We start from the raw sequence: 26,662 nt of genomic DNA on the forward strand, positions 1-26,662 counted from the left end.
TTCCCGTCATTCCCGCGAAGGCGGGAATCCAGAGTTGCCGCGCAAGTTGGTCGGATAGCTTTCACTTGCCCTGGATCCCCGCCTTCGCGGGAATGACGGACTGAGTTGGAGACCGCACCCGCCCCGCCATGATGACGATCCCCCGCTCCCCCGCGATGCGCTGGATCGTCTTGGTGCCGCGTACCAGCAGGAACACGCGCGCCATGTCGTCCGCGGCCCGGGCCGTGGCCGCCGCTGCGCGGGTGCGGGCCCAGAGCGCGTGCAGCTCCGGCTCCGGCAGCTGACGCAGCATCGCCTCGATCGCCGGGCGCGCCGCATCCTGCTCCTCGATCGCGAGCAACTCCGGCGCTCCGCTCATGCGGCACTCGCCCGCTCGGCGAGGCTCGCCTCGATGAAGTCGCCGAGCGCCGTCACCGCCGGGCTCGTATGGCCGGCCGAGCGATGCAGCGCGATTTCGAGATCGGGCAGCACCGGGAATCCCTCGGTGGCGCCGATCGGCACCAGCCCGGGCGGCAGCAGCGCCGCCTTGAATACGCCGACCGCAAGCCCGGCCGAGACGGCCGCTGTGGCAGCGCTGATGCTTTGGGTCAGATAGGCGATGCGCCAGGGCCGGCCGGCGCGATCGAGCGCCGCCATGGCCCAGTCGCGGAACAGGCAGCCCCGCGGCGCGACCGCCAGCGGCACCGGGGCGCCCTTGGGCGCAGTGAAGCCGGGGGCGGCGGCCCAGACCGCGCGGTCGCGCTGCAGAATGCGGCCGCGATGGCTGCCGGCGCCGTGCATGACGAGGACCAGATCGAGCCCGATGCCAAGCTTGCGCGCCAGTTCCGCGGTGAGGCCGCTCTGCAGCTCGACACCGACCTCCGGGTAGGTCTCGGCGAAGCGGCGCAGCACTGCCGGCAGCACGCTCGTCGCGTAATCGTCCATGGCGCCGAGCCGGACCATGCCGCGGACGGGCGCCCCGCGCCGGCGGCTCAGCACCTGGTCGTTCAAGCCCACCATCTGCCGCGCTGCGGCGATGAGCGCCTCGCCGTCCGGGGTCAGCACCGGCAGACGGCCGGTACGGTCGAACAGCGCCGCGCCCATCGACTGCTCGAGGCGCCGGACCTGGGCACTCACCGCCGACTGGCTGCGCCGCAGCACCCGGGCGGCGCGCGAGAAGCCGCCGGTGTCGACGATCGCCAGAAAGGCGCGCAGTGCATCGAGATCGAGATCCATCGACCTATCGTGATTGACGATGGCTTAGATCGCAACAAGCATCTTTCGTGATGACATCGCCGCCCCTAGCGTCGGCAGATCGATCGGTTCGGGAGGCGGCATGGACGGCGAAGGTCGGGGTCGGGAGCGCTGGGGCATCGCGGCGGCGGCGGCATCGAGCCTGATCGGCGGCCTGTCGCTGGTGGCGATCCGGCGCGTCGTCGGCACCACCGACCCGGTGCTGCTCGCCTTCTTCCGCTACGGCATCGGTGCGCTCTGTCTGCTGCCGCTCTCGCTCCGGGGTCGCGAGCGCCTGCCGCCGCCCCGCGCCTGGCCCGAGATCGTGCTCCTGGGCGGCCTGTTCTTCGCGCTGTTTCCGATCCTGCTCAACCAGGCGCTGGTCGACACCACCGCGTCGCGCGGGGCGCTGGCTCTGTCGAGCCTGCCGCTGCTCACCCTCGTGATCGCGGCCACGGCCGGTGCCGAGCGCCTGACCGGCCGCAAGCTCGCCGGCATCCTGCTTGCCTGCGCCGGCGTGGCGCTCGCGTTGGCTGGCCAAGGGTTTGGCGCCCAAGGTTTAAGCACCCACGGTTTAAGCACTGGCCATTGGCGCGGTGACCTGACCATGGTCGCGGCCGCCCTCATCGGCGCGCTTTACAACGTGCTGGCACGGCCGGCGATCCGCCGCCATGGCGCGCTCGGCTTCACCGCCCTTGCCATGGCGGCAGGCGCCGTCACCCTGATGCTGCTGGTGCCGTTCGGCGGCCCGCTCTCGGCCCGGCTGCCGCAGGACGGGCTCGGCTGGGGCGCCGTCGGCTTTCTGGGCCTCGTTGGCGGCGCACTTACCTTCCTGCTCTGGTCGGCCGGTCTTGCCCGGACGACGCCCACTCGCGTCGCCGTGACCGTGGCGCTCAACCCGGTCTCGGCCATGCTGGTGGGTGCATTCTGGCTCGGCGAGCCAATCGGGCCGGCGCTGCTCGGCGGCCTCGGCGCCGTCACCCTCGGCATTCTCGTCGCAAGCCGCTGAAACCATTACGCCTAAAACCATTGCGCCTAAAACCATTGCGCAGGCGACCGAGCTTCGTCCTATAACGGCACGACCCCTTGCGACCGCTCGAGGACAGGTGCGCCCAAATTGCTCGGATCGTTGCGTGTGAGGCCTTTCGGCCGCCTGTTGCCTGCGGCGCTCTTGCTCCTGTCGGCCTGCCTCCTGTCCGGATGCGGCGCCAGTCCCGACCATCTCGAAGTGCCGACGCTGCCACCGGCGCCAGCCACCCAGCCGACGGTGCCGCTCGATTCGGCGACGCTGGCCCAGCCCGACTACCGGGCGCTGCTCGTCGCGGGAGACGCGAACCGGCACGTCTACACCAACGCCATGCTCGAGATGCGCGACATCCTCGGCGACGCCGGGCTCGGCATCGACCGGGTGCGCGCCATGAGCGCCGACAAGCAGGTATTCAGCGCCGACACCTACGAGCGCGAGATCGTCCATCCCCACACGGGCGACATCGGTGAAAAGCTGAGCGTGCTGCCCGGCGCGATCGAGCCGCCGACGCTGGCGCTCCTCGCCCATCGGGTGCTCGACCTGCAGGCGACCCAGCCCGGCAAGGCCTGCTTCGCGTATCTGGTCAGCACCCCATCGGACGGCGGGCTGAAGCTTGCCGACGGCAAGGCGCTGACGCCCGACCTGCTCGACCGCGCGCTCATCGGCGGCTGCGGCACGGAACCGACGGTCGTCGTCGTGTCGGCCTGCGATGCCGGCGCCTTCGCCGCCCCGCCCATGACCCGGCCGAACCGGCTGATCCTGACCGCGTCCGCCGCCGGCGCCAACGGCTTCGGCTGCGGGCCGAACGTCGGCTTCACGACCTTCGACGAATGTTTCCTGGGCGCGCTTGACGGGACGCGGAGCTGGACCGACGTGTTCGATCGCACGCGCGCCTGCGTCACCCGACGCGAACGCCTGGTCGGCCAGGCGACGGTGGCGCCGCAGAGCTTCATCGGCCCGGCTGCCGCCGGCTTGGCAACGCCGTGGGCCGACGCGGCGCGGCACCCGCCGCGCATGGACGTACGGTTCCTGCAGGGCATCGGCCGCTTCACGCCGGATGCGCTGCCTTATTTCCCGACGCTGCAGGCGCGCAATGCCTCGGCCGCCACCGACTATCTGCACGCACCATCGCCCAAGGCCCTGGCGCTCACCTTCGCCGGCACGGTCGTCTGGGTCGGCGCCAGCCGTGGCGAGACGCCCGACGACGTTGCGCGCATCGCGCTGCAGCGTTGCGAATACGAATCGGGCGGCGCCTGCGTGCTGTTCGCGCGCAACAGCAACCTGACCGCGGCCTCCGCCTCGGGCCAGCCGCCCGAACATCCCCCGCTGCTCGTGCGCGCGGGCCGCGTCACGGCAGAGACCGTACCGTTCATCCGCGACGCGCAACGGCGCGAGATTGCCGCCTATCTGGCGGCACCGGGCCCGAAGGCGCTTGCGCTCTCGCCAACAGCCGAGGCGATGGGCACCGGCCCCACGGCCGCGGCGGCGATCGCCCGCTGCGGGTCCCAGGGCGCGACTGACTGCGTCGCCTATGCCGAGGGCGACCGCATCGTGCTTGCGATGCAACCCTGAGGTCGTCGTCGAGGCGGGTGCAAGTCCCCGTATTTTTGTTACCGTACCGACCTGGGCATGACGGCGTAGGAAACGCGTTCGATGGGCGGTCGAACGACGAGACGGACCGGCTCCATCCGGCTTCTATCGGGGCGCCGAATCCTGGTCGGCCTGCTGCTCGCCTGGCTTGCTGCCTGCACCAGTCCCCCGCCCCCGCCGGCACCGATCCTTGCCGGCCCGATGGATCCGAAACGGCTCGTGGCCGTGCTGGTCGCGGGTGACGACAGCCTGCCGGTCTTCGATAATGCCACCGCCTATGTCGCCGACGAGCTTGCGGCAACCGGCGTGCCGCCGGAGCAGGTCCATCGCCTGAGCGCAGCGCCGCAGCGGACCCCGCGCGCGGAGCTCGCGACCGTGGGCGCTGTCATCAGTCGGATCGAGGCGGTCGAGGTGCCACGGGGCGGCAGTTGCCTCGTCTACCTGACCTCGCACGGCGCCTACCAGCGAGGGCTCTATCTCTCGGCCTCCGACGACGTCTTGAAGCCGAGCCAGCTCGACCACGCTCTCGAACGCGGATGCGGCCAAGCGCCGACCGTCGTGATCGTGTCCGCCTGTTTCGCCGGCCAGTTCACGCTGCCGCCGATGCCCCGCGCCAATCGCATCATCCTGACGGCGGCCGACGCGAACCGGACCTCGTTCGGCTGCGGCGCCAGCTACCGCTACACCTATTTCGACGAATGCCTGCTGGGCGCACTCGGCGAGGGCCAGAGCTGGCACGAGGTGTTCGCCCGCACGGTCACCTGCGTCAGCCAGCGCGAGCGGCAGATCGGCGCGCTGCCGTCGCAGCCGACGGCGGTCTTCGGCGACTCGATGGCCGACGTGGCGCCGCCGGCCGCCCCGTCGGACGATGATGCCCCGCAGGCCATCCGCTTCGCGCCCGGGCCGGACCCGTTCAATCCAGCGCTGGTGCCGCTGCCAGGCGAGGAGCGCCTGCGCCTGCACGGTGACCTGCTGCGCTATGCCGCGGCACCGCTGCCCAAGGCGCTCGCCATGACCGCGGAGGGGCTGCCCATCACCGTGGCGCGCGACCGCGACGGCCGGCGCACCGAGGCCGACGTGGCACGCCTGGCCCTCGAGCGTTGCGAGTGGCTGACCGGCGGCGCCTGCATCCTCTACGCCTGGAACCAGCAGACGGTCGCACGTCTGCCGTCGGGTCTGGCGCCGTTCCACCCGGCCCGGCTCGTCCGCAGCGGCCGGCTGACCCCCGAGAACGCGCCGTTCATCCGTGACGATCAGCGGCCGCAGATCGAGCATTATCTCGCGAGCGAAACGCCGAAGGCGCTGGCGCTCAGCCCCGGCCATGAAGAAATTGGCGTCGGCCACGGCGCCACGATCGACGACGCCCGGCGCGACGCGCTCCTGCAATGCCGGGCCGGCCGGCTCGACTGCGTGATCTATGCCGAGGATGACCGCATCGTGCTGGGATGGAGCAACTGATGGCGAAACCGAAGAAACCTCGCCCGGCGATCGTCGGCGCGCTTGAGATCCGGCTCGGCGCCTGGGGGCCGGTCGAGGCCAAGCGGCTGTTCAGCGGCTACGCGCTCTATCGCGACGGTACGCTGTTCGGGCTCGTCATGCGCGAGCGCGTCTATTTCAAGACCGGGCCCGGCAACCTCGCTGACTATCACGCGGCCGGCATGCCGCCGTTCCAGTACACCCGCTCCAACGGCCGCGTCATCGCCACCCATCATTACGAGGTGCCGCCGGCCGTGCTCGATGATCCGGACGAATTGGCGCTCTGGGCCGACAAGGCACTGGCCGTGGCGCGCGGGCTTGGCCTACAAAGCGGCATCAATGAAGCGGAGTAACCGACTGATGCGTCTCAGCCTTGCCCTGATCCTCCCGCTCGTAGCCGCGACCGCCGGCTGCTCGCTGCTGTTCGGGGACGACGCCGACAGGGCGCCGAGCGATATTCTGCTGCGCCTGCCGGCCGCCGACATGACCAAGGCCCAGGCCGACGCCGCCACCGCCTGCGCCCCCTACAAGAAGGGCGCGCAGCTCAAAGACGTGATCACGCTGAACGGCTCGCAAGTCGCCGAATTCGCCTGCAAGTAAACTGACACGCCCCTCTCCATCCCATTTTGGGTGGAGAGGGGAAGATTGAAGCGAGAGCTCACCTCAGTGGGCGCTCGCCACCATCTTGTAGGCCGGCAGGGTCAGGAACGGCTCGAACCGGTCGGCCTCGACCAGTTCCAGGAACAGGGCCGCGGCCTCGGCATAGCGATGCTCGGCGACCGCTTCGGGCGCCAGCGCCTTGTCGATCTTGTGCAGTTCCTCGTCGAGCACCTTGCGGATCAAGGCCGCGTCGACCTTGCGGCCGTCATCGAGGGCGGCACCGTGGCGGCGCCATTGCCAGACCTGGGCCCGACTGATCTCGGCGGTTGCCGCATCCTCCATCAGGTTGAACAGCGGCACGCAGCCGATGCCGCGCAGCCAGGCCTCGATATAGCCGATGCCGATCGCGATGTTCTGGCGCAGGCCCGCCTCGGTCTTGGTGCCTTCGGGAATCTGGATCAGGTCGGCCGGCGCGACGTCAACGTCGGCCCGCTTCTTGTCGATCTGGTTCGCGCCCGGCATCAGCCGGTCGAACGCCTCGCGCGCGATCGGCACCAGCCCCGGATGGGCGACCCAGGTACCGTCGTGGCCGTCGCCCGCCTCGCGCTCCTTGTCGGCCTTGACCTTGGCCATGGCCGCTTCGTTGGCATCCGGATCGTTCTTGATCGGGATCTGCGCCGCCATGCCGCCCATGGCATGGACGTTCCGGCGATGGCAGACCTGGATGACCCGCTGGCTGTACGAGCGCAGGAAATGCGTCGTCATGGTGACCTGGCCGCGGTCAGGCAGCACCGCGGCGGGATCGTTCGCGAACTTCTTGATAAAGCTGAAGATGTAGTCCCAGCGGCCGCAGTTGAGACCGGCCGAATGCTGCCGCAGCTCCCACAGGATCTCGTCCATCTCGAAGCTGGCGAGGATCGTCTCGATCAGCACCGTCGCCTTGATCGAGCCGGCTGGAATGCCGAGTGCCGCCTGGGCATGGAGGAACACCTCGTTCCACAGCCGCGCCTCGAAGCGCGACTCCATCTTCGGCAGATAGAAATATGGGCCCGAGCCCTTGGCGAGCAACGCCTTGGCGTTGTGAAAGAAATAGAGCCCGAAGTCGAACAAGGACCCGCTCACCGGCCGGCCGTCGACCTCTAGATGCGCCTCGGGCAGGTGCCAGCCGCGCGGGCGGACGAACAGGACGGCGGTCTGCTCGCCAAGCTTGTAGCCCTTGCCGCTCACGGGATCGGTGTAGCTGATCGTGCCGGCGATCGCGTCCCTGAGATTGATCTGGCCCTCGATCAGGTTCGCCCAGGTCGGCGTGCTCGAATCCTCGAAATCCGCCATGAACACATGAGCGCCGGAATTGAGCGCGTTGATGATCATCTTGCGGTCGACCGGCCCGGTGATCTCGACGCGCCGGTCGAGGATGTCCGCCGGCAGCGGCGCCACGGTCCAATCGCCGTCGCGGACCTCTTGCGTCTCGGGCGGGAAGATCGGCTTGTTGCCGGCGTCGAGCCAGGCCTGGACCTCGTCCCGCCGGGCCAAGAGGCGCAGGCGCTCGGCGCCGAACTTGCGCTCCAGGCCGACAATGAAGGCGAGCGCCTCCGGCGTCAGCACCGTGTCCTGGCCAGCCGCGGCAGGCGCCTTGAGCTCGACGCCCGCCGGCAGAACGATCTTGGTCATCTCCATCCCCTCGAGTGTGTTCCTCGTCGGCGCGTTCGCGGCCGACCCGTCAGAATTCCGCGTCCTCGATGATCATCGGCTCGTGGCGGGACGCCTCCTGCCATTCCTGGTACGACGGCAGCGCCCAGACCGCATCGGCATAGGCTTGGCAGACCTCGTCGAGCTCGATCCTGTAGGTCCGGAACCGGCTCACGACCGGAGCGAACATGGCGTCGGCGATGGTGAAGCCGCCGAACAGGAACGGGCCGACCGATGCCTCGCCGTACCGCTTGCGGCAGTCGCGCCAGATACTCGTGATGCGGTTGATGTCGGCCTGGACGTCCGGCGTCACGCCGCGATTCGGAAAGGACGAGCGGATGTTCATCGGACAATGGGCGCGCAATGCTGCGAAGCTGGAATGCATCTCGGCCGCGACCGAACGCGCGAGCGCACGGGCGACCGGGGCGGCCGGCCACAACAGCCGCTCGGGCACGAGCTCGGCCAGGTACTCGGCGATCGCGAGCCCGTCCCAGATGATGCGGTCGCCGTGATGCAGCACCGGCACCTTGCCGCTCGGCGAGTAGCGCAGGATCTCGGCCTTGTAACCCGGCGTGTAGAGCGGGATCACGACCTCGTCGAAATCGAGCCCTGACGCCTTCAGCGCCAGCCACGGGCGGAGCGACCAGCTCGAATAATTCTTGTTGCCGATATAGATCGTAAAGTCTGCCATCGGGTCAGGCCCTTCTCGCAGAGTGAACGGGCGACAGTTTTGACCCGTTCCGGGAACCCGCGCAACATCCGACCGTTGCAGCGGCAACGAAAGCAACATCTCCCGCAATCGACGGCTTCCCAAGCGACGGGAGGCAGGGGCAGGATACCTGTCATCGCCCGGCGCCGACGACCGCCGGGCCCAGAAAAGCTTGGAGTTGGAAGACGATGGTAGACACGCTGATCGACGGCGCGGGCGGCATTCCGATCATGGCGGTGACGACGGAGAGCTTCGGCGAATGGAAGGCGGGCTATCCGGGCGCCGTCGCCGCCTGGCTCGCGGCGACCGGGTTCACCGGCGAGGCCGGCAAGACCGCCCTCGTCCCCGGCCCCGACGGTCATCTGTCGATGGTCGTGCAGGGTGTCGCCGCCGACGAGCCGCTCTGGGCGCTCGCCGGATTGCCGGACAGTCTGCCCGAAGGCACCTATCGTCTGGGCTTCGACAGCGAGAGCCTGTTCGGCAAGGGCGCCGGCACCCGCGTGGCACTCGGTTGGGCGCTCGGATCCTACGTCTTCAGCCGCTACAAGGCGCCGAAGCGCAAGTTCGCCCAGCTCGTCTGGCCGGAGAGCGCCGACCGGGCCACGGTCACGGCGCTTGCCGACGGCCTGACGCTCGCGCGCGACCTCATCAACACGCCGACCGAAGATATGGGGCCGGCCGAGCTCGCCCAGGCGGCCGCGACGCTCGCGGAGCGCCATGGTGCCAAGACCCGGCTCGTCGTCGGCGACGAGCTTTTGACGAACAACTATCCGACGATCCATGCCGTCGGCCGCGCCAGCGACCGGGCGCCGCGCCTCATCGACATCACCTGGGGCAAGGAAGACGCCCCGAAGCTGACGCTCGTCGGCAAGGGCGTCTGCTTCGATTCGGGCGGGCTCGACATCAAGCCCGCCTCCGGCATGAAGCTGATGAAGAAGGACATGGGCGGGGCCGCGACCGTGCTGGGCCTCGCCCACGCCGTCATGGCCTCGGGCCTCAATGTGCGGCTGCGCGTGCTGGTGCCGGCGGTCGAGAATGCGATCTCGGGCAATGCGTTCCGCCCCATGGACGTGTTCAAGACCCGGAAGGGCCTGACGGTCGAGATCGGCAATACCGACGCCGAAGGCCGCCTCATCCTGTGCGACGCGCTCGCCGAGGCCACGACCGAGGAGCCGGCGCTGCTGATCGACATGGCGACCTTGACCGGCGCCGCGCGCGTGGCGCTCGGCCCCGAGCTGCCGGTGATGTTCTCGAACGACGATACAGTCGCGGCCGAGCTGCTCGCGGCGGGCACGGCCGAGGCGGATCCGCTGTGGCGCCTGCCGCTGTGGAAGCCCTATCGCAAGTATCTCGACAGCAAGATCGCCGACATCAACAACGCGTCGGACTCGGGCTTCGCGGGTGCCATCACGGCGGCGCTTTACCTGCAGGAGTTCGTGAGCGCGAAAGTGTCCTGGGTCCATATCGACACCTTCGCCTGGAACCAGGCATCCCGCGCCGGCCGACCGGAGGGCGGCGAAGGCTTGGCACTCCGGGCGCTCTATCATTTGATCCAAAAGCGATTCAGCTGACGCCGGCCGCGGACCAGCCGCTTAACACTTGAGAAAGACCTGTCGCGCATCATTTCGGTTCGTAGGCGAAACGAATCGATAACGGAGCGCGACAGGTCGACCGATGGCGATCGAGTTCAAAGGACCGGAGGGGCTCGACCTGTGGCGCCGCGCGCTGTGTGAAAGCGTGCGCCGGTCCGGGCCGGATCTTTCGGCCCGCCAGTTCGCCATCCTCTTGACTGTCTATCTGACGCCGTCGCCGCACACGGTGCGCGGGCTCGCCGAAATCCTCAACATTTCCAAGCCGGCCGTGACGCGCGCGCTCGACCGGCTCGGCATGCTGGGTCTCGCCCGACGCAAGCGTGACGAAACCGACAAGCGCAACGTGCTCGTTCAGCGCACGGTCAAGGGATCCGTGTTCCTGACCGAATTTTCCGAGATCATGGTCGACGCCGCCAAGGCGACGAAATAGCCGGTCAGTAGCCGCTCGCGAGATCGACCCGGTCGGGCCAGGACCCGCCGGCCGCGAGCCGGCGCAGGTTTTCGGCCACGATGAGCGACGCCGTCTCCGGGTTGGTCAGGGCCGCGACGTGGGGCGTCACGACGATGCGGTCGTGCGTCCAGAACGGGTGGCCGGCCGGCAGCGGCTCGGTCGGGAACACGTCCAGCACCGCCTCGGACAATTGGCCGGCCTCGAGGGCGGACAGCAAGTCGGCCTCGACGAGGTGCCGGCCGCGCCCGACATTGATGATGCCGGCGCCCCGCGGCATCCGCGCGAAGGCCTCGGCGCTGAGAATGCCGTCGGTGGCGGCCGTGAGCGGCAGCAGGCAGACCAGAATTTCCGTCCGCGCCAGGAATTCACCCAAGGCCTCGCCCCCGGCGAAGCAGGCGACACCCGGCAGGGCCTTTGCCGTCCTGCTCCAGCCGGCGACGTCGAAGCCGAGCGCCACGAGCGCTGCCGCCGCGGCCGCGCCGAGCTCACCCAAGCCGAGGATGCCGACCCGGCGATGCGCGGCGCGCGGCGGCACGTGCGGCTCCCACCGTCCCGCGCGCTGTTGCCGGTCGTAGGCGGGCGTGCCCAAGTGCAGGCGCAGCACCTGGAACGTCACATACTCGGTCATCGCCTGGGTCATGTAGGGGTCGACCAGGCGGACAAGCGGCACCGCAGCGGGATAGTCCTTGTCGGCAAGGATATGGTCGACGCCGGCGCCCAGCGAATGGACCAGCCGCAGATTGGGCAGGGAGGCGAGCCAGCCCTCGGGCGGACGCCAGCACAAGGCCGCGTCGACCTCAGCTGGGTCGCGCACCTCGTGCCACGGCAGGAGCGTGAGGTCCGGCATGAGCGGCATGAGCGCCGCCCGCCACTTGTCGAAATTGTCGCCGGTCGAGCGGAACGCCAGGGTAAGGGGCATCAGTGGTTCAGCCGCTCGATCAGTCGGGCGTGGAGTGCCCGGTCGCCGGCCGCAATGATGCGTCCGTCGCTCGCGAGCCCGGGGGCCCGTCCCTGCCAATCGGTGACGATGCCGCCGGCGCCCTCGATGATCGGCACATGGGCGCAATAGTCGTAGGGCTTGAGGCTGCCCTCGATCACGGCATCGACGAAGCCGCTCGCGACCAGGCCATAGGCATAACAGTCGGCGCCGTAGCGCACGAGCTTCGCCGCATCGGCGACCGCGTCGAAGCGCGGCCGGTCGACCGCATCGAACATGGCGGGCGTGGTCGAGAAGATCGTGGCACGCGCGAGCTCGCTGCACGCCCGCGTGCGCACGGCCTGGCCGTTGAACGTCGTGGGCCGCCCGGCGCCACCCAGCCAGCGCTCCCGCGAGATTGGCTGGTCGAGCACGCCCAGCACCGGCCGGCCCTCGTGGAGCAGCGCGATCAAGGTGCCGAACAGCGGCACGCCGGAAATGAAGGACTTGGTCCCGTCGATCGGATCGAGCACCCAGACCCAGGGGGCATCGGGTCGCTCGACCCCGTGCTCCTCGCCGAACACGCCATGGTCGGGAAAGCGCGCCGCGATCAGGCGGCGCATCGCCGCCTCGGCCTCGCGGTCGGCGATCGTGACCGGCGAGGCATCGTCCTTGTCGATGATCTCGACGGACTGGCGGAAATAGCGCCGGACCACCTCGCCCGCCGCGTCGGCGAGCTCGGCCGCCAGAAGCGCGGCCGCGTCGATGACGGCGGAAGAGGTTTCGGTCATGGGTCGATCACTCCTTGGTGAGGTCGACCGGGCTGTCGCTCTGCTTGTTGAGATAGGCGATCACATCGGCCCGGTCTTCCGGCTTCGGCAGGCCGGCGAAGCCCATCTTGGTGCCCGGCAGATAAGCCTTCGGGTTGAAGATGAAGGCCGCGACTTCCTGCGGCGACCAGGAGCCGCCCAGCTTCTTCATCGCATCCGAATAGGTGAAGCTACCCTCATGCGCGCGCGGGCCGCCCAGCACGCCCCAGAGGTTCGGGCCCACCTTGTTCGCACCACCCTTGTCGAAATTGTGGCAGGCAGCGCATTTCTTGGCAATGTCGGCGCCCTTGGCGGCATCGGCCTTGGCCCAGAGGTCGGCCGGGATCGGCGCCGGCTTCTCGGCGACCGGGGCTGCGGCGGTCTGCGTCTCCGTCGATTCGCCGCCGGCGATCGGATAGGCCGCCGTCTCGAGCTTCTTGGGGTGAACCAGGCCTTCCGCAACAAGGCCGGTGACCATCGCGACGATCAACGCGACGAGCAGCGACGCCGCGAGCTTGTTGAACTCAAACGAAGACATGGTGCAGCCCTTGACGGTTTACGCAGTTTGGTGGTCGGGTCGGGGGATGATCGGGTGCGCGGGGAAAGCTCCGGCGAACTCTCGTGCAGCACTCAAGGACAACCATTCCCCCCAAAGGATGGTACGGACGGGAGGTTTTCATCATGCCGAGAGACAAATGTCGAGTGCTTGTCTCGTGAAAACCTGAGCCAGGACCAGAACCATGAACCGGCTTGAGCCGGCAATTGCCGCGAAATCCTGCGGCAAAGCGCCGTAAAATCAAGGGAAAATGATGATTTCCAACGCAAATTCGCCAAACGCCCTGGTCGTCATTCCGTCGCGCCTGGCCGCCACCCGGTTGCCGAACAAGCCGCTCGCCGATATCCACGGCACGCCGATGATCGTGCATGTCTGGCGCCGGGCGATGGAGGCCGGGATCGGTCCGGTGGTCGTCGCCTGCGGCGACCGGCCGATTCTGGAGGCGATCGAGGCCGCGGGCGGCACCGCGATCATGACGGCGCCTGATCATCCCTCGGGCTCCGACCGGGTGTGGGAGGCGGTCCGCACGGTCGATCCGGACGGGCGCCACGACATCATCGTCAATGTGCAGGGCGACATGCCGACACTCGACGGCGCCTTCATCCGCAAGGCGCTCGACCCGCTCGCCGACCCGGCGGTCGACATCTCGACGCTGGTCTGCGAGATCGTCGAGCCGTCGGAGCGCGAGCGGCCGAGCGTTGTCAAGGCGGTCGTCGCCTGGCGGCCCGAAGGCGGCGTCGGCCGTGCGCTCTATTTCAGTCGCGCCACCGTGCCGACCGGGCCAGGCCCGCTCTATCACCACCTGGGGCTCTACGCCTATCGCCGGTCAGCCCTGCGGCGCTTCGTGGGCTTGGCGCCGGCGCCGCTCGAACTGCGCGAAAAGCTTGAGCAATTGCGCGCACTCGAGGCCGGCATGCGCATCGACGTGGTCGAGGTCGCGACCGTCCCGCTCAATCTCGATACGCCGGAAGATCTTGAGCAGGCCCGCAAGATGCTGAAGGGTTAGCGACTCGATTTTACCGCCCGTTCCCCGCCGCTTCCTCGATCGAACGAAGAGCCCGATGCCCGCCCCATCCCCCGCCACGACCGGCCCGATCGCCTTCCAGGGATCGCCCGGCGCCTATTCCGACCTCGCCTGCCACGAAGTCTATCCGGACCGGCGCACGCTGCCGTGCCGCACCTTCGAGGACGCGCTGGCGGCGCTCTCGAGCGGCGATGCCGACCTCGCCATGATCCCGATCGAAAATTCGGTCGCAGGCCGCGTCGCCGACGTGCACCACCTGCTGCCGCGCTCGGGCCTGTCGATCATCGGCGAGCATTTCGCCCCGGTGCACCACCACCTGCTGGCGGTGCCCGGCGCCTCGCTCGACACGATCAAGACCGTGCGGAGCCACGTCCATGCCCTCTCGCAATGCCGCGACGCGATCCGCGCGCTCAAGCTGACGCCGGTCGTAGCCGCCGACACGGCCGGTTCCGCCGCCGAGGTGGCGCGGCTCGGCGATCCGTCGGTGGCCGCGATCGCCTCGGAGCTCGCCGGCCGGATCTACGGGCTCGTTTCGCTCAAGGCCGGGATCGAGGATGCCGCCCACAACACGACGCGCTTCGTCGTACTGGCGCGCGAGCCGGAGATGCCGAAGTTCACCGGTGCGCTCACCGTGACCACGTTCCTGTTCCGCGTGCGCAACGTTCCGGCATCGCTCTACAAGGCGCTGGGCGGCTTCGCCACCAACGGCGTCAACATGACCAAGCTCGAGAGCTACATGGCCGGCGGCACTTTCGCCGCGACCGAGTTCTATGCCGACGTCGAGGCGCACCCCGCAGAAAGGCGCCTGCAGCTGGCCTTGGACGAGCTCCGGTTCTTCACCGAGGAACTGACGATGCTCGGCACATATCCCGCGCACCCGTACCGGACCAAGCAGAACGGCGGAAACTAACGTCCTTCCCTCTCTCCGCCGTCATCCCGGGCTTGACGATCGAAAGAGGCGCCCCTTGACCTTCCCATGATGGCAATCCCATCTCTCGCTTCCTCATGAGCCAAGGAGCGAGAGATGGCGATCCGATCCGAGGAGGTCCTGACCATCGGCGATGCGGCCGCCGCATCCGGCGTGTCGGCCAAGATGATCCGCTACTACGAGAGCATCGGGCTGGTCCGCCCGGCGATGCGGACCGAATCCAACTACCGGACCTATGACGCCAAGGCGGTCGAGACGCTGCGCTTCGTCGCCCGCGCCCGGCACCTGGGCTTCTCGATGGAGGAGATCGGCCGGCTCCTGGCGCTGTGGCAGGACCGTGGCCGCGCGAGCGCCGACGTCAAGGCGCTGGCCGAGGCGCATATCGCCGAGCTGGAGGCGCGCATCGCGGCCATGGCGCAAATGAAGGCGACGCTCGAGCACCTGGTTGACCGTTGTCACGGCGACGACCGCCCGGACTGCCCGATCATCGACAATATCGCCGGCGCCGAAAGCTGCCACTAATCCGGACCCCTACCCCCGCGGCGCGAACAGGATGACGCCGGCGCCGATCAGGCAGAGCGCCGCCCCCATCAGGTCCCAGCGGTCGGGCCGGACCCGCTCGACCGCGAGCAGCCAGAGAAGCGAAGTCGCGACATAGACGCCGCCATAGGCGGCATAGGCGCGCCCGGCCATGGGCGCGTCGATCCGGGTCAAAAGGAAGGCGAAGAGCGCCAGGCTCACGGCACCCGGCACGAGCCAGAGCGGCGAGCGGCCGAGCCGGAGCCAGGCCCAGACGGCGTAGCAACCGGCGATCTCGGCCAAGGCTGCGCCGACCGCGGCGGCGAAGGACCCCATCGGCGGAAAGCCCTTACCGGCCCTGGGCCAGCCAGTCCTCGATCAGGCGGCGCGAGATCGAATCCTTGCGCGGCAGGCGGAAGAACTCGTCGTCCTCGTGGTCCAGCACCCAGTCGCGCGAGAACCAGCGCGCATCCTCGAGCTCTCGGTCGTTGAGGTGAATGTCGCGGCTCTTCGCCGTCGCATAGAAGCCCAGCATGATCGACGACGGAAAGGGCCAGGGCTGCGACGAGTGATAGACGACGTCCTCGACCTCGACGCCGGCCTCCTCCTTCACCTCGCGCGCGACCGCCTCCTCCAGGCTCTCGCCCGGCTCGACGAAGCCCGCGAGCGTCGAATACATGCCCTTCATCCAGACCGCCTGGCGGCCCAGGAGCATCCGGTCGCCGTCGGTCACGAGCATGATGACGGCCGGGTCCGTGCGCGGGAAATGGTGCGTCTTGCAATCGGGTGAGATGCAGATCCGGACATGGCCGCCCTCGGCGCCGATCGTGGCGCTGCCGCAGACGCCGCAGAACCGATGCCGGTTGTGCCAATGGGCGAGCCCGCGCGCGTAGGCAAGGAGCGAGCCCGTCTGCTGCGTCAGCAGAGGTCCGAACGCGCGCAGATCCTGGAATCGCGGCCCCGAGTCGGATGCGGCCGCGCCAAAGCCCAGCCGTTCGAGCGGCGTCTCCTCGGCCGAGAGATCGAGTGCGAAATGGGCGATGTCGCCGTCGAGGCCGAGCAGCATCGGTTCGACGCCGGCAAGGATGAACGGCGTCACGGTCTCGAGATCGAGCAGGATCGGTTCGGGACCGCTGCCGGTGTCGCGCACCAGATGCTGCGCGCGCCATACCGGCACGAAACGGCTCGTCTCGGACGTCAGCCGTGCTTTGATCCAGTCGGGGTTCTTGCGCAAGGGCCCGACCCGGTCGAGCCCACCCGCTGCATAGAAATTCGGTCGTCTCATGGGGCGAGACCATGGCATGCCCCGGCGCAGGCGGCAAGGCGAAGGGCCGCCGCAGCGGTACGCCGGGGCGGTCTTTTCCCGCAGCCCATCCATGTCGTCGGACGATCCTGCTTGCACCTCGGCGCAGGACAGCCGATATATGGCCTCGGAAGGCTGGCGGTGGGCAGGTCCCTCGCCAACCCGGTCAGGTCCGGAAGGAAGCAGCCGCAACGAGTTTCCGACTTGGGTCGTCGCCGGTCTTCCACCCCTCTCCCAAGCGACTTCTGGCGGCGGGCCTCCTTCTTGACAGTGTCGACCGTGACCGATCGTCCTGCCAGCACGGCATTGTTGCCGGCGCCTCGTCCCGTCCCATGAGCGATCAAGTCGAATATCGGGTCCTCGCCCGCAAATACCGGCCGTCGAGCTTCGACCAGCTGATCGGCCACGACACGCTCGTGCGCACGCTCACGAATGCGTTAGACAGCGGCCGCATCGCACATGCCTTCATGCTGACCGGCGTGCGCGGCGTCGGCAAGACGACGACGGCCCGCATCATCGCGCGTGCCTTGAACTGCGTCGGGCCCGACGGCACCGGCGGCCCGACCATGCAGCCGTGCGGGCAATGCGACGCCTGCCGGGCCATCGCCGAGGATCGCCATCCGGACGTGATCGAGATGGACGCGGCGTCCCGCACCGGCGTCGACGACATCCGCGAGCTGATCGAGGGCGTGCGCTACCGGCCGGTCTCGGCGCGCTACAAGATCTACATCATCGACGAAGTGCACATGCTGTCGAAGGCGGCGTTCAATGCGCTGCTGAAGACGCTCGAGGAGCCGCCGCCCGACATCAAGTTCGTGTTCGCCACGACCGAGATCAACAAGGTGCCGGTGACGGTGCTGTCGCGCTGCCAGCGCTACACGCTGCCGCGCATCCCCCTCGAGACCTTGGCCGCCTATTACGGCGAGATCGCCGTCAAGGAGAAGGTCGAGATCGAGCCCGGTGCCTTGACGCTGGTCGCACGCGCCGCCGACGGCTCGGTGCGCGACGGGCTTTCGATTCTCGACCAGGCGATCGCCTTGGGATTCGGCGGCCTCATTACCGAGGCGGCGGTGCGCGACATGCTGGGCGTCGCCGATCGCGGCCTGACATTCGACCTGTTCGAGAACGTCATGGCCGGCGACGCGCCGGCAGCGCTCGCGGGGCTCGAGACGCTCTACAACGGCGGCACCGATCCGGCGATGGTGCTGCAGGACCTGCTGGACGTCACCCATTTCGTCACGCGGCTCAAGCTCGAGCGGCCCGAGGCCGGCGGGTCGAACCGGCCGCTCGCCGATGGCCAGGACCTGGAGCGCGGCCGGGCGCTCGCCGGCCGGCTCGGCCTCGCCGCCCTCGCCCGCACCTGGCAGATGCTCTTGAAAGGCTTGCCCGAGGTGCAGACGGCGCCGGCACCGCTCAAGGCGGCCGAGATGGTGCTGATCCGGCTGGTCTATGTCACCGACCTGCCGCCGCCGGCCGAGCTCATCAAGGCGCTGCAGAACGCTGGCGGCCCCGGTATGAATAACGGCAGCGCGCCCAACGGCGAGCGCAACGGCCCGCGCGCCGAGGCGCCGCCCCGGCCGGTCGCGATCATGGGTGGCGCGATCATGGGCGGCGCGGGCCAGGGCGGCCAGGCCATGGCCGTGCGCCAGGCCGAGCCGGCTGCTGCCGCGCATGCCGAGACCGCCGCAGCCGAGGTTATGCCGCAGCCCGCGAGCTTCCAGGAGGTCATGGAGCTGATCGCCGTCCGGCGCGAGGCGATCCTCTACAACCAGATCGCCGCGATGGTGCATCTGGTGCGCTTCCAGGTCGGTCATATCGAGCTCAGGCCTGCGCCAGAGGCGCCGCGTGATCTCGTCACCCGCATGGGCCAGTTCCTGAACGAGGTGACCGGTCAACGCTGGATGATCATGGTCAGCCGCGAGCCGGGCCAGCCGACGCTCAAGGAGCAGATCCAGGCGCGCGAGGCCAAGCGCCGGGCGGAGGTCAGCACCACGCCGGTGATGAAGGCCTTGCTGCTGGCCTTTCCCGGCCTCACCATCGACAAGATCATCGATCTCGTGCCGGAGCCGGAACCGGAGCCCGCGTCGGCACTGCCGGCGGAATTGCCGCTGGCGCCGGAGCCGGACGCGATCGCCCCGTTCGACGAAGCGGCCATCGGTGATCCGGCACTCGGCGACGTGCCGGCCGCAGGCCTTTATGAAGAAGATGACCCGGGGCCGTTCATGGCCCCGATTCTCGACCCCGACGACGAAGATGGAGACGCTTGAGATGAAGAATCTCGGCAACATGATGAAGCAGGCCCAGCAGTTCCAGACGCGCATGCAGGAGATGCAGGCCGAGCTGGAGAAGGTCGAGATGACCGGCCAGGCAGGCGGCGGCACGGTCAAGGTCGTGCTGAGCGGCAAGAACGATGTCCGGAAGATCTCGATCGACAAGGCGCTCGTCGACCCGGAAGAGGTCGAGGTGCTGGAAGACCTGTTGCTGGCCGCGTTCAACGACGCCAAGCAGAAGGTCGAGGCCCATGCCGCGGCCGAGATGCAGAAGCTGACCGGCGGCCTGCAGCTGCCGCCGGGCATGAAGCTGCCGTTCTAAGAGGCCCTCTTGTCCGGCGCCGAGATTGACCGGCTGATCCAGCTCCTGGCCAAGCTGCCGGGGCTGGGGCCGCGCTCGGCCCGGCGCGCCGTGCTCTACATGCTGAAGCGGCGCGAGGCCTACATGCTGCCGCTCGGGTCCGCGATCGGCGAAGTGGCCCAAGCCATCCACACCTGCCGCATCTGCGGCAACCTCGACACCACCGACCCCTGCCCGATCTGCACGGACGAGAGCCGGGACGGCGGGCTTGTCTGCGTCGTCGAGGACGTGGCCGATCTCTGGGCGATCGAGCGGACCTCGTCCTACACCGGCCGCTACCATGTGCTGGGCGGCATCCTGTCGGCGCTCGACGGCATCCGGCCCGAGGACCTCAACATCGCTGCACTGGTCGATCGCGCCGCCTCGGGTGCCGTGCGCGAAGTGATCCTTGCCATGAACGCGACCGTCGAAGGCCAGAGCACGGCGCACTACCTGACAGACCGGCTGGCCGCGACCGGCGTCAAGGTCTCCCGCCTCGCCCACGGCGTGCCGATCGGCGGCGAGCTCGACTATCTCGACGAAGGCACGCTCGCCGCCGCCTTGAAGGCGCGCCGGCCGCTTTAGGAGCGAGAAAGCTAAGCCACAGCTTCCAGCGCCGGCAGCGCCGCCTCGGCGTCCACGACGGCCTGACGCAGGATCTGGGCGAGCCGGGCCGCCGTCGGCGCCGGCTCGGCATCGGCCTGGTAGAGGGCCAGCGACAGGTTCGGCAGCGGCGGCAGGCCCGCCTCGCCTGGCGCCAGCGCCCGCACCGTCCGCGGCAGGCCGAGTGCAGTGCGGACGGTCAAGCCCAGTCCGGCCGCAGTCGCGGCCCAGAGCCCACCCAGGTTGGCGCTGCTGACCGAAAGCCGCCACGGAATGCCGGCCCGGTCGAGCGCCGCTGTGCCGGACGAGCGGAACAGGCACGGCGCCTCGAACGAGATCAGGGGCAGCGGCTCACCCGAAAGATCGGGCTGCAGCGGCCAACCGTCCGGTGGCCCGATCCAGCACATCGCCAGATCGGCGATGCGCGTGCCGTGGGGTGCGTCCGTGCCGTCGCCCCAGGCCAGCACCAGGTCGAGCCGGCCGGCCGTGACCCGGTCCAACAGCTCGGCATTGCGTGCGACCCGCGCCTCGATCCGGACCTTGGGATGGGCGCGCGCGAAGCGAGCCAGCACATCCGGCAGCAGGAACTCGCCGAAATCCTCCTGCACGCCCAGCCGGACCCAGCCGGCGAGATCGACGCCCCGCACCGCCGTCGCCGCCTCGTCGTTGAGCTCGATCAGGCGGCGGGCGTAACCCAGCAGGGTCTCGCCGGCCTCGGTCAACACCAGGCCGCGCCCCGCCTTGCGGAAGATCGCCGTCCCCGCCTGGTCCTCGAGCTTGCGCAGCTGTGCGCTGATGGCCGAGGTCGAGCGATTCAGCCGGTCGGCCGCCTTGGCGAAGCTGCCAAGCTCCATGCCGGTCAGGAAGCTGCGCAGCACATCGAGATCGAACGTGGTCTGCCGCATGGATATCATCCTGAAAATCAGAACTATTCGTGAAAAACTTTCAAATTTTCAGGACGATGATGGCGCGGCACGGTCGGGGAATCAAGGCGGTTCGGCCGCCTGTCCCTGGATCAGGAGCCAGCCCCCATGTCCGCGACCGTTCTTGGTCCCGCTTCGCCCAAGGCCAGAGCTGACCGCCGGCACCGCTGGAAGGTGCTGGCGGTCGGCGTTGCCGCCAATGCGAGCTTCGCTGCCGCCTTTTCCGGCCTGCCGACCACCGCCGTGTTCATGCGCGCGGCCTACGATCTGAACAACGCGTTGCTCGGCCTCGTGCTGGGGCTGCTTGGGCTGGGCATTGCGCTGAGCGAGCTGCCTTGGGGCTTGCTGACCGATCGCTGGGGCGATCGGCGCGTGCTGCTCTTGGGCCTCGGCACCACGGCGCTGGCCCTGGCGATGATGGCGCTCGTGGCCGCCCCCTCGCCGGGCGCTGCGCCGCCGAGGGGCCTGCTCGCCGCCGGCATGCTGCTGGTCGGTCTCCTGGGTGGCAGCGTCAACGGCTCGAGTGGCCGCGCGGTCATGGCCTGGTTCCGCGAAGGCGAGCGCGGCCTCGCCATGAGCATCCGGCAGACCGCCTTGCCGGCCGGCGGCGGGCTCGGCGCGCTCGTGCTGCCACCGCTCGCCGCGACCCACGGCTTTGCCGTGGTCTTTGGCGGGCTTGCAGGCCTCTGCGCCCTCGCCACCCTGGCGGCAGCACGCTGGCTCGGCGAACCTCCGGTCGAGGCTGCGGCCGCCGGTGACCCGAGCATGGCGGGGTCAGGGCCGCTCCGCAGTACCGCCATCTGGCGGGTGGCGACTGGCATCGGCCTGCTCTGCGTGCCGCAGCTCGCAGTGCTGACCTTCGGCGCGATCTTCCTTCATGATTTCGCCGGGGTCGGCGTGGCCGTCACCAGCGGTGCGCTCGTCGTGGTCCAGGTCGGCGCCGGCATCCTCCGGGTCTGGAGCGGCCATTGGACCGACCGCCGCCGCAACCGGCGCGCCTACCTGCGTGGCTGCGCGCTTGCGAGCGCCGGCCTATTCCTCAGCCTCGGCCTGCTCACAGCGACGCTTGGGCCCGCAGCGTGGTGGTGGAGCGTGAGCCTGCTGACTTTCGGCGGCGTGATCGCCTCGGCCTGGAACGGCATCGCCTTTACCGAGCTTGCGAGCCTGGCTGGCGCCGCCCGGGCCGGCACCGCGCTGGCGCTCGGCAACAGCTTCGCTTTCCTCACCCTGTTCCTGACGCCGCTCGCCATCCCCGTGCTGCTGGCATGGAGTGCCTGGCCCACCGTGTGGATCGCGGCCGCGGGCTCGGCGCTCGCGGCATCCGCCGTCTTTCCCCCGCAGGCTTTCCCGGGCGCCGTCAGCCGTGATCGCGGAGCACGCCCGTGAGCGAAGCATCCGTGAAATTGGCCTGCCGCACGTCGGCGCCGCGCAGGTCGGCGCCAGCGAGATTGGCGCCCTCGAACGTGGTGCCCTCGAGCCGCACGCCGCGCAGGTCCGCGCCGCGGAGATCGGCGCCTCTGAGCGAGGCCCCGCGCAAGTCGACCGGCCAGTCGCGGCCGGCGGGCCTGCCTTCCGGCGTGAGGAGCGCCATCGGGCCGAGCTTGGCCCCAGCCATGTGGGCCAAGTCGAGTACCGCGCCCGCCAGATTGGCGCCCGACAGGTCGGCACCCGTCAGCTGCGCGCGGCCGAGCCGCGCCCCATCGAACTGAGCGAGGCACAGCTTTGCGTCGGCAAGATCGGCCAGCGTCAGATCGGCCTCGGAAAAGCACGCGCCGGACAGATCGAACCCGGCGAGGCTCGTGCCGTGCAGTGCCGCCTTGGACTGGTCGAGCCGCGCGCCTGCGGCACCGTTGGTCGCGATCCATTCGCGATGCAGCGTCAGCAGCTCCTTGAGCACCGCCGACAGCGGCTCGCGCCGGTCGCGGCTGCTCTCGTCCGAGATCTGCGCGCCGTCGAGGAGGGCCGCCGACAGGTCGGTGTTGCGCAGCTTCGCCTGGCGCAAGTCGGCGCCGCGAAAATCCGCACCCTCGATCCGGCAATTGTTGAGCAGCGCCCCTTTGAGCCGCGCCCGCCCGAAATTGGCGCCGCTGAGGTCGGCACCGTTCAGGTTGGCCGCAAACAGCATCGTGTTGTGGAAATTGGCGCCGCGCAGGTTGGCACCCGTGAGGTCGGCCAGCGACAGATCGGCCTCGACGAGCTTGGCGCGGCTGAGATCGGCACCGGCGAGCACGGCGGACTGGCTGCGCGACACCTGTCGGGTCGACAGCCAGACGACGAGCTGGCCCGGCCGGAGATCGGCGCGTTCGAGATTGGTGCCGCGCAACCGCGCCTTGGCGAGCGTGGCGCCACGCAGATCGGCGCCGATCATCGTCGCCTCGGTCAGATCGGCCCCGGTCAGGTTGGCACCGAACAGGTCGGCCCCATCGAGGAAGCTGCGGGCAAGGCGCGCGTGGCTGAGATCGGCACCGGCAAGCATGGCCAGGCTCAGGCGCTGCCGCTCGAGATCGGTGCCCGTGAGCGTGACGCCCCGCATCGACAGGCGCTGGCCGTTCGGCCGCCCTTCGAGAATGAGCCGGTGCGCGGCGAGCGCAGGAACGAGATCAACCGGGACCACAGGAGCCGCCGTCATTGGGTCTCGCGCAGTCTAGGAGCCGGTGGGCGCTCTCGCCAGTGGCCACCGCCTCACCCCCGCCCTCGGTCGCGGCAGGCCCAGGCGACCCGCGCCCCGCATTGCCGCGTCACGTTTCGTAGCTGGCGCCGGTCAGTTTCGCGCCACCGAGCACCGCGTTCATATAATCGCTGCCGCGCAGGTCGGCGGTCGTCAGGTCCGCCGCCGTAAAGTCGGCACCCTCGAGCCGGGCACGGCGCAGATCGGCGCCGCCGAGGTCGGCCCGTACGAGGCTCGCCCCGCGCAGGTCGGCCGGCCAATCCCGCCCGGTCGAGCGGCCATCGGTGCCGCGGATCGGCATCGGCCCGAGCCTCGCCCCGTTGAGCCTGGCGCCGGCAAGATCGGCCTTGGCGAGCGAGGCGCCCGACAGGTCAGCACCGGCCAGCTGACAGTCGCGCAGACGCGCCTTGTCGAGCTGTGCCAGACAGAGCTTGGCGCCGCGCAGGTCGGCGCCGGAGAGGTCGCAATCCGTGAGCTTCGCGCCTGAAAGATCGGCCCGCGCGAGATTGAAGCCGGCGAGCGACGCGCCGCTGAGATCAAGCCGGCGCCCGCCGACGCCGTTCGTCACGATCCATTCGATGTGCTGGGACAGCCGGAGCCGGAAGCTCTCGTCGTCGAGCGGCGGCTCGCCGTCGTTCAGGACGACGCCCTGGCACGACGCCTTGCCGAGGTCGACGTTACGCAGCTCGGCGCGCCGGAGATCGGCGCCGTCGAAGCGCGCCGCATCGACCCGCGCGTTGTTGAGCAGCGTCGCCCGGAGCGAGGCGCCGGTGAAATTCGCCCGCGTAAGGTCCGTACCGGTCAGGTTGGCGCCGTCGAGCATGGCACCCGCCAGATCGGCGTCCGTCAGGTTCGCATAGCCGAAGTTGGCCCCGGGCGCCTTGACGCTCACGAGCCGCGTCCCCCGCAGGTTGGCGCCCGTCAGGTCGGCCGGCGCCTCGCGCACCCGTCGCTCGCCGCCGACGAGGATCACGCCCTGCCCCGGCCCGAGGTCGGCCTGCTCGAGATTGGCTCCTTGGAGATTGGCCTTGCGCAGGTTGGCGCCGCGCAAATCGGCACCGACCAGCGTGGCATGGGAGAGATTGGCCCCCGCGAGATTGGCACCACCCAGGTCGGCATTGTCGATGCTGCTGCGCGACAGGATCGCGAGGCTGAGATCGGCGCCGGCGAGATGCGCGAACTGCAGGCGCTGCTTTGACAGATCAGTCCCGGAAAGGGCGGCGCCCTTGAGATTGAGGAGCCGGCCGTGCGGCTTGCCATCCAGGTAGAGCCGATGCTCCGAGATCGCTTGCAGCAGATCGGCGGATTTCATCGCGTCCTCGCGGAACAGCGGCATCCGCCGGGGGACTGAGCCGGCGAGCGCTCGGAACCCCACGAGAAGCGGGCAGAATTCTCTTCAAAGTGCGGCAAAACGAACTCCGACGCTTGCAGAGCAAACCCGAGCAGCAAAGTACGTATAAAATTTCCGATATTTGCGAGCTATAGGCAAATACTTTATCGAATCAACATCGCACAAATACGATCGGCATTGAATCCAACTCAATTGGAGCAACCCGGCTGAACGGGACCCGATCAGCCCGGATGATCGGGCCGGTCCGTGACCGTGATCAGCGTCTGCAGCCCGTGGGCGCAGGCGGTGCGGCGGCCGTCCTTCTCGACTTCGACCTCGAGCTCGCAAACCGTGAGCGTCCGGCCGGAGCGGATGACCCGGCCAGTCGCGATCAGCAGATCGCCGTCGGCCGGCGCCAGCAGGTTGATCTTGAACTCGACGGTCAGGACCGAGCTTGCCGCCGGGAACAGGGTGAACCCGGCATAGCCGCCCGCTGAATCGGCGATCGTGCCGGTGACGCCCGCGTGGAAATAGCCGTGCTGCTGGCTGAGCTCCGGGCGATAGGGCAGCACGATCTCGCAGAAGCCCGGCTCGATGCGGGAGAGGCGTGCGCCCAGATGCGCCATGATGCCCTGGCGCTCGAAGCTCGCGGTGACGCGCGCCGCGAAGTCCGGGTCGCGCGGGGCGAAGGACCGCCGCTCCGTCATGGCTTGCTGCTCCCGTTCGGCGCGATGAGCGCTGCGTCCTCGGCGAGGTCGAGCGCCTCGCCCTCGATCAGACTGTCGGCGCCGGCATCGACCACCTGATAGGCGCCGAGATTGCCCGGCACCGGCTTGCCGGGCCGGAGTCCCAGCTGCTGCATCTGCCGCGCGCGGGGCAGCAGGCGCCCGTTGAGCGTGCCGGTCAGCTTGGCGAAGCCGTCCGCCGCCTGCTTGATGCCGCGCCCGACCGAGGCTGCGTGACCGACCGCGACCGACAGGCTCTCGAGCAGCTTTTCCGCGGCACCGACGATGCGCGCCTGGTTTTCGATCTGGCGCATCAGGCTGATCTCGACCGCGGCGAAGCCGATAATGCAGGCGAGGCCTGAGGGACCTGCCGGAATGATCTGCACGTCCGCGGCCTTGCGCGCGAAGTCGGGATCGGCCCGACCCAGCTTCTCGATCGCCGCCTCGTTCGGCAGATACATGACCGAGAGCACGCGGCTCACCTCGCCCTCGCGGCCTGACTTGCGGAAGCCCGACTGCACGGCGCCGCGATAATCCTTGTCGGCCAGGTCCTTGAGATGCTGGTTCATGGTGCGGGCGAGGCTCTGATAGGCCACCGCCTCGCCGGCCGTCCCCTCCGCCTCGGCCAGGTCGAGGAGATGCTTCGACGCCTTGGAATCGATCACCAGCACCGCGTCGCCCGGCAGGAAGACGATGGCGTCGGGCCTGAGCTTGCGCTCGGCCTCGGCGCCATAGACGGTCTGCTGCAGCACGAAGTCCCGCCCCTGCTCGAGCCCGAAGGATTTCAGCGTGTTGGCGAGGCCGATCTCGGCGAAGTAGCCGGCACCGCCCGGGCTCGAGAGCGCGCGCTGGATCGTGTCGATCATCTGCGCCTTCTCGGTCACCTGGCCCTTCAGCTGCGAGACGCCGTCGCCCAGCGCCTGCACCTCCTGCCGGAGCGCCGCCGTCGTCTGGGCCAGCTGCTTCTCGGCCGCCAGCTTCGCCTCGGCCGTCTCGCGCTTGTGGTCCTCGAGCAGCTTGCTCGATATCTGCTGCGCCGTCTGGAACACGCCGGCCTTCGTCGTCTCCAGGAACTCGGTCCGCGTCTTCTCCCAGTCAGCCATCTGCTGGCGGATGCTCTCGGCCTGCTGACGCGCGAGGGCCGCGTCGGTCTCGGCCCGATGCGCCGCGGCGCGTGCTGAGGCCTCGCCCTCGTGAGCGCGATCGAGCGCCGCCTGCAGGTCGAGCCGGCGGCTCTCGGCGATCTCCGCCGCGGCACGCGCCTCGCCGAGCGACGCCTCCAGCGCCGCCCGCGCCCGTCCGCCGCGCCACAGCGCCGCGAGGAAGCCCAGCGCCAATCCGGCGATCGCGGCGATCGCCACCGTCAGCCCGTCCATCGTTCCTTGGTCCCGCTCCGATCGTT

The 26,662-nt window shown here is 69.3% G+C and carries 28 protein-coding genes and 1 other RNA gene; 15 read left to right on the plus strand and 14 right to left on the minus strand.

Features of this window, described 5'->3' with window-relative positions:
• Nucleotides 1-61 precede the first annotated feature (61 nt).
• Nucleotides 62-358, minus strand: coding sequence for a hypothetical protein (locus tag IEY58_RS06220; protein WP_189043693.1), 297 nt, complete (start codon nt 356-358; stop codon nt 62-64).
• The gene (locus tag IEY58_RS06225; RefSeq protein WP_189043695.1) at nt 355-1,215 is read right to left on the minus strand and encodes a LysR substrate-binding domain-containing protein; all 861 of its coding nucleotides are present in this window, start codon (nt 1,213-1,215) and stop codon (nt 355-357) included. The genes IEY58_RS06220 and IEY58_RS06225 overlap by 4 nt, the downstream gene beginning before the upstream one ends.
• Nucleotides 1,216-1,315: 100 nt before the next feature.
• Between IEY58_RS06225 and IEY58_RS06230 the strand changes: the two genes are divergently transcribed.
• The 5 genes from IEY58_RS06230 to IEY58_RS06250 all read left to right on the plus strand — a co-directional run bounded on the left by IEY58_RS06230 (nt 1,316) and on the right by IEY58_RS06250 (nt 5,905).
• Complete coding sequence (locus tag IEY58_RS06230; protein WP_189043696.1) at nt 1,316-2,221, plus strand: DMT family transporter; 906 nt, start codon at nt 1,316-1,318, stop codon at nt 2,219-2,221.
• Between the two features lie 126 nt (nt 2,222-2,347).
• Nucleotides 2,348-3,811 (plus strand): caspase family protein, encoded by a 1,464-nt coding sequence (locus IEY58_RS06235; protein ID WP_189043698.1) that lies wholly within the window; start codon nt 2,348-2,350, stop codon nt 3,809-3,811.
• Between the two features lie 81 nt (nt 3,812-3,892).
• Complete coding sequence (locus IEY58_RS06240; RefSeq protein ID WP_189043700.1) at nt 3,893-5,287, plus strand: C13 family peptidase; 1,395 nt, start codon at nt 3,893-3,895, stop codon at nt 5,285-5,287.
• Nucleotides 5,287-5,658, plus strand: a complete 372-nt coding sequence (locus IEY58_RS06245; protein WP_189043702.1) for a TfoX/Sxy family protein — start codon at nt 5,287-5,289, stop codon at nt 5,656-5,658. The genes IEY58_RS06240 and IEY58_RS06245 overlap by 1 nt, the downstream gene beginning before the upstream one ends.
• A 7-nt stretch (nt 5,659-5,665) precedes the next feature.
• Complete coding sequence (locus tag IEY58_RS06250; protein ID WP_189043704.1) at nt 5,666-5,905, plus strand: hypothetical protein; 240 nt, start codon at nt 5,666-5,668, stop codon at nt 5,903-5,905.
• Nucleotides 5,906-5,968: 63 nt separating this feature from the next.
• Here IEY58_RS06250 and aceB read toward each other — a convergent pair whose 3' ends face one another.
• Both aceB and IEY58_RS06260 read right to left on the minus strand, forming a co-directional pair.
• Entirely contained in the window at nt 5,969-7,576 is a 1,608-nt protein-coding gene (aceB, locus tag IEY58_RS06255) for a malate synthase A (RefSeq protein WP_229743529.1), read from the minus strand.
• 49 nt (nt 7,577-7,625) lie between these two features.
• Entirely contained in the window at nt 7,626-8,285 is a 660-nt protein-coding gene (locus tag IEY58_RS06260) for a glutathione S-transferase family protein (protein ID WP_189043707.1), read from the minus strand.
• A 206-nt stretch (nt 8,286-8,491) separates the two neighbouring features.
• On the opposite strand from IEY58_RS06260, the gene IEY58_RS06265 reads away from it, so the two are divergent.
• On the plus strand, nt 8,492-9,874 hold the full coding sequence (locus IEY58_RS06265) for a leucyl aminopeptidase family protein (protein ID WP_189043709.1): 1,383 nt from the start codon (nt 8,492-8,494) through the stop codon (nt 9,872-9,874).
• A 103-nt stretch (nt 9,875-9,977) separates the two neighbouring features.
• Nucleotides 9,978-10,325, plus strand: coding sequence for a MarR family transcriptional regulator (locus tag IEY58_RS06270; RefSeq protein ID WP_189043711.1), 348 nt, complete (start codon nt 9,978-9,980; stop codon nt 10,323-10,325).
• Nucleotides 10,326-10,329: 4 nt separating this feature from the next.
• Here IEY58_RS06270 and IEY58_RS06275 read toward each other — a convergent pair whose 3' ends face one another.
• The 3 genes from IEY58_RS06275 to IEY58_RS06285 are packed head-to-tail and all read right to left on the minus strand — an operon-like array spanning nt 10,330 to nt 12,609.
• The gene (locus tag IEY58_RS06275) at nt 10,330-11,265 is read right to left on the minus strand and encodes a 2-hydroxyacid dehydrogenase (protein WP_189043713.1); all 936 of its coding nucleotides are present in this window, start codon (nt 11,263-11,265) and stop codon (nt 10,330-10,332) included.
• Complete coding sequence (gene hisN / locus IEY58_RS06280) at nt 11,265-12,053, minus strand: histidinol-phosphatase (protein ID WP_189043714.1); 789 nt, start codon at nt 12,051-12,053, stop codon at nt 11,265-11,267. Before hisN ends, IEY58_RS06275 begins: the two co-directional genes overlap by 1 nt.
• A gap of 7 nt (nt 12,054-12,060) precedes the next feature.
• Nucleotides 12,061-12,609, minus strand: a complete 549-nt coding sequence (locus tag IEY58_RS06285; protein WP_189043716.1) for a c-type cytochrome — start codon at nt 12,607-12,609, stop codon at nt 12,061-12,063.
• Nucleotides 12,610-12,880: 271 nt separating this feature from the next.
• Here IEY58_RS06285 and IEY58_RS06290 point away from each other — a divergent pair, with 271 nt between their 5' ends.
• From IEY58_RS06290 to cueR, 3 genes are all read left to right on the plus strand, one after another.
• Nucleotides 12,881-13,633, plus strand: coding sequence for a 3-deoxy-manno-octulosonate cytidylyltransferase (locus IEY58_RS06290; protein WP_189044499.1), 753 nt, complete (start codon nt 12,881-12,883; stop codon nt 13,631-13,633).
• Between the two features lie 55 nt (nt 13,634-13,688).
• Entirely contained in the window at nt 13,689-14,561 is an 873-nt protein-coding gene (locus IEY58_RS06295; protein ID WP_189043718.1) for a prephenate dehydratase, read from the plus strand.
• 114 nt (nt 14,562-14,675) lie between these two features.
• Nucleotides 14,676-15,101: a Cu(I)-responsive transcriptional regulator gene (gene cueR, locus IEY58_RS06300; RefSeq protein WP_322112042.1), complete on the plus strand. Its 426-nt coding sequence runs from the start codon at nt 14,676-14,678 to the stop codon at nt 15,099-15,101.
• Between the two features lie 9 nt (nt 15,102-15,110).
• On the opposite strand, the gene IEY58_RS06305 is transcribed toward cueR, so the two are convergent.
• A complete protein-coding gene (locus IEY58_RS06305; protein ID WP_189043720.1) occupies nt 15,111-15,434 on the minus strand; it encodes a YnfA family protein in 324 nt (107 codons plus the stop codon).
• Nucleotides 15,435-15,447: 13 nt separating this feature from the next.
• On the minus strand, nt 15,448-16,383 hold the full coding sequence (nudC, locus tag IEY58_RS06310) for an NAD(+) diphosphatase (RefSeq protein ID WP_189043722.1): 936 nt from the start codon (nt 16,381-16,383) through the stop codon (nt 15,448-15,450).
• A gap of 148 nt (nt 16,384-16,531) precedes the next feature.
• On the opposite strand from nudC, the gene ffs reads away from it, so the two are divergent.
• The 4 genes from ffs (at nt 16,532) to recR (ending at nt 19,596) form a co-directional block, all read left to right on the plus strand.
• Nucleotides 16,532-16,628: signal recognition particle sRNA small type (gene ffs, locus IEY58_RS06315), an RNA gene on the plus strand.
• 105 nt (nt 16,629-16,733) lie between these two features.
• Nucleotides 16,734-18,668: a DNA polymerase III subunit gamma/tau gene (locus tag IEY58_RS06320; RefSeq protein ID WP_189043724.1), complete on the plus strand. Its 1,935-nt coding sequence runs from the start codon at nt 16,734-16,736 to the stop codon at nt 18,666-18,668.
• A gap of 1 nt (nt 18,669) precedes the next feature.
• The gene (locus IEY58_RS06325) at nt 18,670-18,993 is read left to right on the plus strand and encodes a YbaB/EbfC family nucleoid-associated protein (RefSeq protein WP_189043726.1); all 324 of its coding nucleotides are present in this window, start codon (nt 18,670-18,672) and stop codon (nt 18,991-18,993) included.
• 9 nt (nt 18,994-19,002) lie between these two features.
• Entirely contained in the window at nt 19,003-19,596 is a 594-nt protein-coding gene (recR, locus tag IEY58_RS06330) for a recombination mediator RecR (protein WP_189043728.1), read from the plus strand.
• An 11-nt stretch (nt 19,597-19,607) separates the two neighbouring features.
• Here recR and IEY58_RS06335 read toward each other — a convergent pair whose 3' ends face one another.
• Nucleotides 19,608-20,519, minus strand: a complete 912-nt coding sequence (locus IEY58_RS06335) for a LysR substrate-binding domain-containing protein (RefSeq protein WP_189043730.1) — start codon at nt 20,517-20,519, stop codon at nt 19,608-19,610.
• Nucleotides 20,520-20,645: 126 nt separating this feature from the next.
• Here IEY58_RS06335 and IEY58_RS06340 point away from each other — a divergent pair, with 126 nt between their 5' ends.
• A complete protein-coding gene (locus IEY58_RS06340; protein WP_189043732.1) occupies nt 20,646-21,923 on the plus strand; it encodes an MFS transporter in 1,278 nt (425 codons plus the stop codon).
• Here IEY58_RS06340 and IEY58_RS06345 read toward each other — a convergent pair.
• The 4 genes from IEY58_RS06345 to IEY58_RS06360 form a co-directional block, all read right to left on the minus strand.
• The gene (locus IEY58_RS06345) at nt 21,895-23,166 is read right to left on the minus strand and encodes a pentapeptide repeat-containing protein (protein ID WP_189043734.1); all 1,272 of its coding nucleotides are present in this window, start codon (nt 23,164-23,166) and stop codon (nt 21,895-21,897) included. The two genes, IEY58_RS06340 and IEY58_RS06345, sit on opposite strands and share 29 nt — an antisense overlap.
• A 109-nt stretch (nt 23,167-23,275) precedes the next feature.
• Nucleotides 23,276-24,517, minus strand: coding sequence for a pentapeptide repeat-containing protein (locus IEY58_RS06350; RefSeq protein ID WP_189043735.1), 1,242 nt, complete (start codon nt 24,515-24,517; stop codon nt 23,276-23,278).
• 260 nt (nt 24,518-24,777) lie between these two features.
• Nucleotides 24,778-25,242 (minus strand): PaaI family thioesterase, encoded by a 465-nt coding sequence (locus tag IEY58_RS06355; protein WP_189043737.1) that lies wholly within the window; start codon nt 25,240-25,242, stop codon nt 24,778-24,780.
• Nucleotides 25,239-26,636, minus strand: coding sequence for a DNA recombination protein RmuC (locus IEY58_RS06360; protein WP_189043739.1), 1,398 nt, complete (start codon nt 26,634-26,636; stop codon nt 25,239-25,241). Before IEY58_RS06360 ends, IEY58_RS06355 begins: the two co-directional genes overlap by 4 nt.
• Nucleotides 26,637-26,662: the final 26 nt, after the last annotated feature.

Origin of the sequence: Aliidongia dinghuensis (genome assembly GCF_014643535.1) — a bacterium.
In the GTDB taxonomy this organism is placed as follows: domain Bacteria; phylum Pseudomonadota; class Alphaproteobacteria; order ATCC43930; family CGMCC-115725; genus Aliidongia; species Aliidongia dinghuensis.

Excerpts from the sequence above, each read along its gene's own strand:
- IEY58_RS06275 (WP_189043713.1), bottom strand. The coding sequence starts at position 11,265 with ATGCCCCTTACCCTGGCGTTCCGCTCGACCGGCGACAATTTCGACAAG.
- IEY58_RS06290 (WP_189044499.1), top strand. The coding sequence starts at position 12,881 with ATGATTTCCAACGCAAATTCGCCAAACGCCCTGGTCGTCATTCCGTCG.
- IEY58_RS06335 (WP_189043730.1), bottom strand. The coding sequence starts at position 20,519 with ATGCGGCAGACCACGTTCGATCTCGATGTGCTGCGCAGCTTCCTGACC.
- IEY58_RS06245 (WP_189043702.1), top strand. The coding sequence starts at position 5,287 with ATGGCGAAACCGAAGAAACCTCGCCCGGCGATCGTCGGCGCGCTTGAG.
- IEY58_RS06220 (WP_189043693.1), bottom strand. The coding sequence starts at position 358 with ATGAGCGGAGCGCCGGAGTTGCTCGCGATCGAGGAGCAGGATGCGGCG.
- IEY58_RS06225 (WP_189043695.1), bottom strand. The coding sequence starts at position 1,215 with ATGGATCTCGATCTCGATGCACTGCGCGCCTTTCTGGCGATCGTCGAC.
- IEY58_RS06345 (WP_189043734.1), bottom strand. The coding sequence starts at position 23,166 with ATGACGGCGGCTCCTGTGGTCCCGGTTGATCTCGTTCCTGCGCTCGCC.
- IEY58_RS06350 (WP_189043735.1), bottom strand. The coding sequence starts at position 24,517 with ATGAAATCCGCCGATCTGCTGCAAGCGATCTCGGAGCATCGGCTCTAC.
- cueR (WP_322112042.1), top strand. The coding sequence starts at position 14,676 with ATGGCGATCCGATCCGAGGAGGTCCTGACCATCGGCGATGCGGCCGCC.
- IEY58_RS06355 (WP_189043737.1), bottom strand. The coding sequence starts at position 25,242 with ATGACGGAGCGGCGGTCCTTCGCCCCGCGCGACCCGGACTTCGCGGCG.
- IEY58_RS06260 (WP_189043707.1), bottom strand. The coding sequence starts at position 8,285 with ATGGCAGACTTTACGATCTATATCGGCAACAAGAATTATTCGAGCTGG.
- IEY58_RS06340 (WP_189043732.1), top strand. The coding sequence starts at position 20,646 with ATGTCCGCGACCGTTCTTGGTCCCGCTTCGCCCAAGGCCAGAGCTGAC.
- IEY58_RS06325 (WP_189043726.1), top strand. The coding sequence starts at position 18,670 with ATGAAGAATCTCGGCAACATGATGAAGCAGGCCCAGCAGTTCCAGACG.
- IEY58_RS06240 (WP_189043700.1), top strand. The coding sequence starts at position 3,893 with ATGGGCGGTCGAACGACGAGACGGACCGGCTCCATCCGGCTTCTATCG.
- IEY58_RS06305 (WP_189043720.1), bottom strand. The coding sequence starts at position 15,434 with ATGGGGTCCTTCGCCGCCGCGGTCGGCGCAGCCTTGGCCGAGATCGCC.
- IEY58_RS06270 (WP_189043711.1), top strand. The coding sequence starts at position 9,978 with ATGGCGATCGAGTTCAAAGGACCGGAGGGGCTCGACCTGTGGCGCCGC.
- IEY58_RS06265 (WP_189043709.1), top strand. The coding sequence starts at position 8,492 with ATGGTAGACACGCTGATCGACGGCGCGGGCGGCATTCCGATCATGGCG.
- nudC (WP_189043722.1), bottom strand. The coding sequence starts at position 16,383 with ATGAGACGACCGAATTTCTATGCAGCGGGTGGGCTCGACCGGGTCGGG.
- aceB (WP_229743529.1), bottom strand. The coding sequence starts at position 7,576 with ATGACCAAGATCGTTCTGCCGGCGGGCGTCGAGCTCAAGGCGCCTGCC.
- IEY58_RS06320 (WP_189043724.1), top strand. The coding sequence starts at position 16,734 with ATGAGCGATCAAGTCGAATATCGGGTCCTCGCCCGCAAATACCGGCCG.
- IEY58_RS06295 (WP_189043718.1), top strand. The coding sequence starts at position 13,689 with ATGCCCGCCCCATCCCCCGCCACGACCGGCCCGATCGCCTTCCAGGGA.
- IEY58_RS06285 (WP_189043716.1), bottom strand. The coding sequence starts at position 12,609 with ATGTCTTCGTTTGAGTTCAACAAGCTCGCGGCGTCGCTGCTCGTCGCG.
- IEY58_RS06230 (WP_189043696.1), top strand. The coding sequence starts at position 1,316 with ATGGACGGCGAAGGTCGGGGTCGGGAGCGCTGGGGCATCGCGGCGGCG.
- hisN (WP_189043714.1), bottom strand. The coding sequence starts at position 12,053 with ATGACCGAAACCTCTTCCGCCGTCATCGACGCGGCCGCGCTTCTGGCG.
- IEY58_RS06250 (WP_189043704.1), top strand. The coding sequence starts at position 5,666 with ATGCGTCTCAGCCTTGCCCTGATCCTCCCGCTCGTAGCCGCGACCGCC.
- IEY58_RS06360 (WP_189043739.1), bottom strand. The coding sequence starts at position 26,636 with ATGGACGGGCTGACGGTGGCGATCGCCGCGATCGCCGGATTGGCGCTG.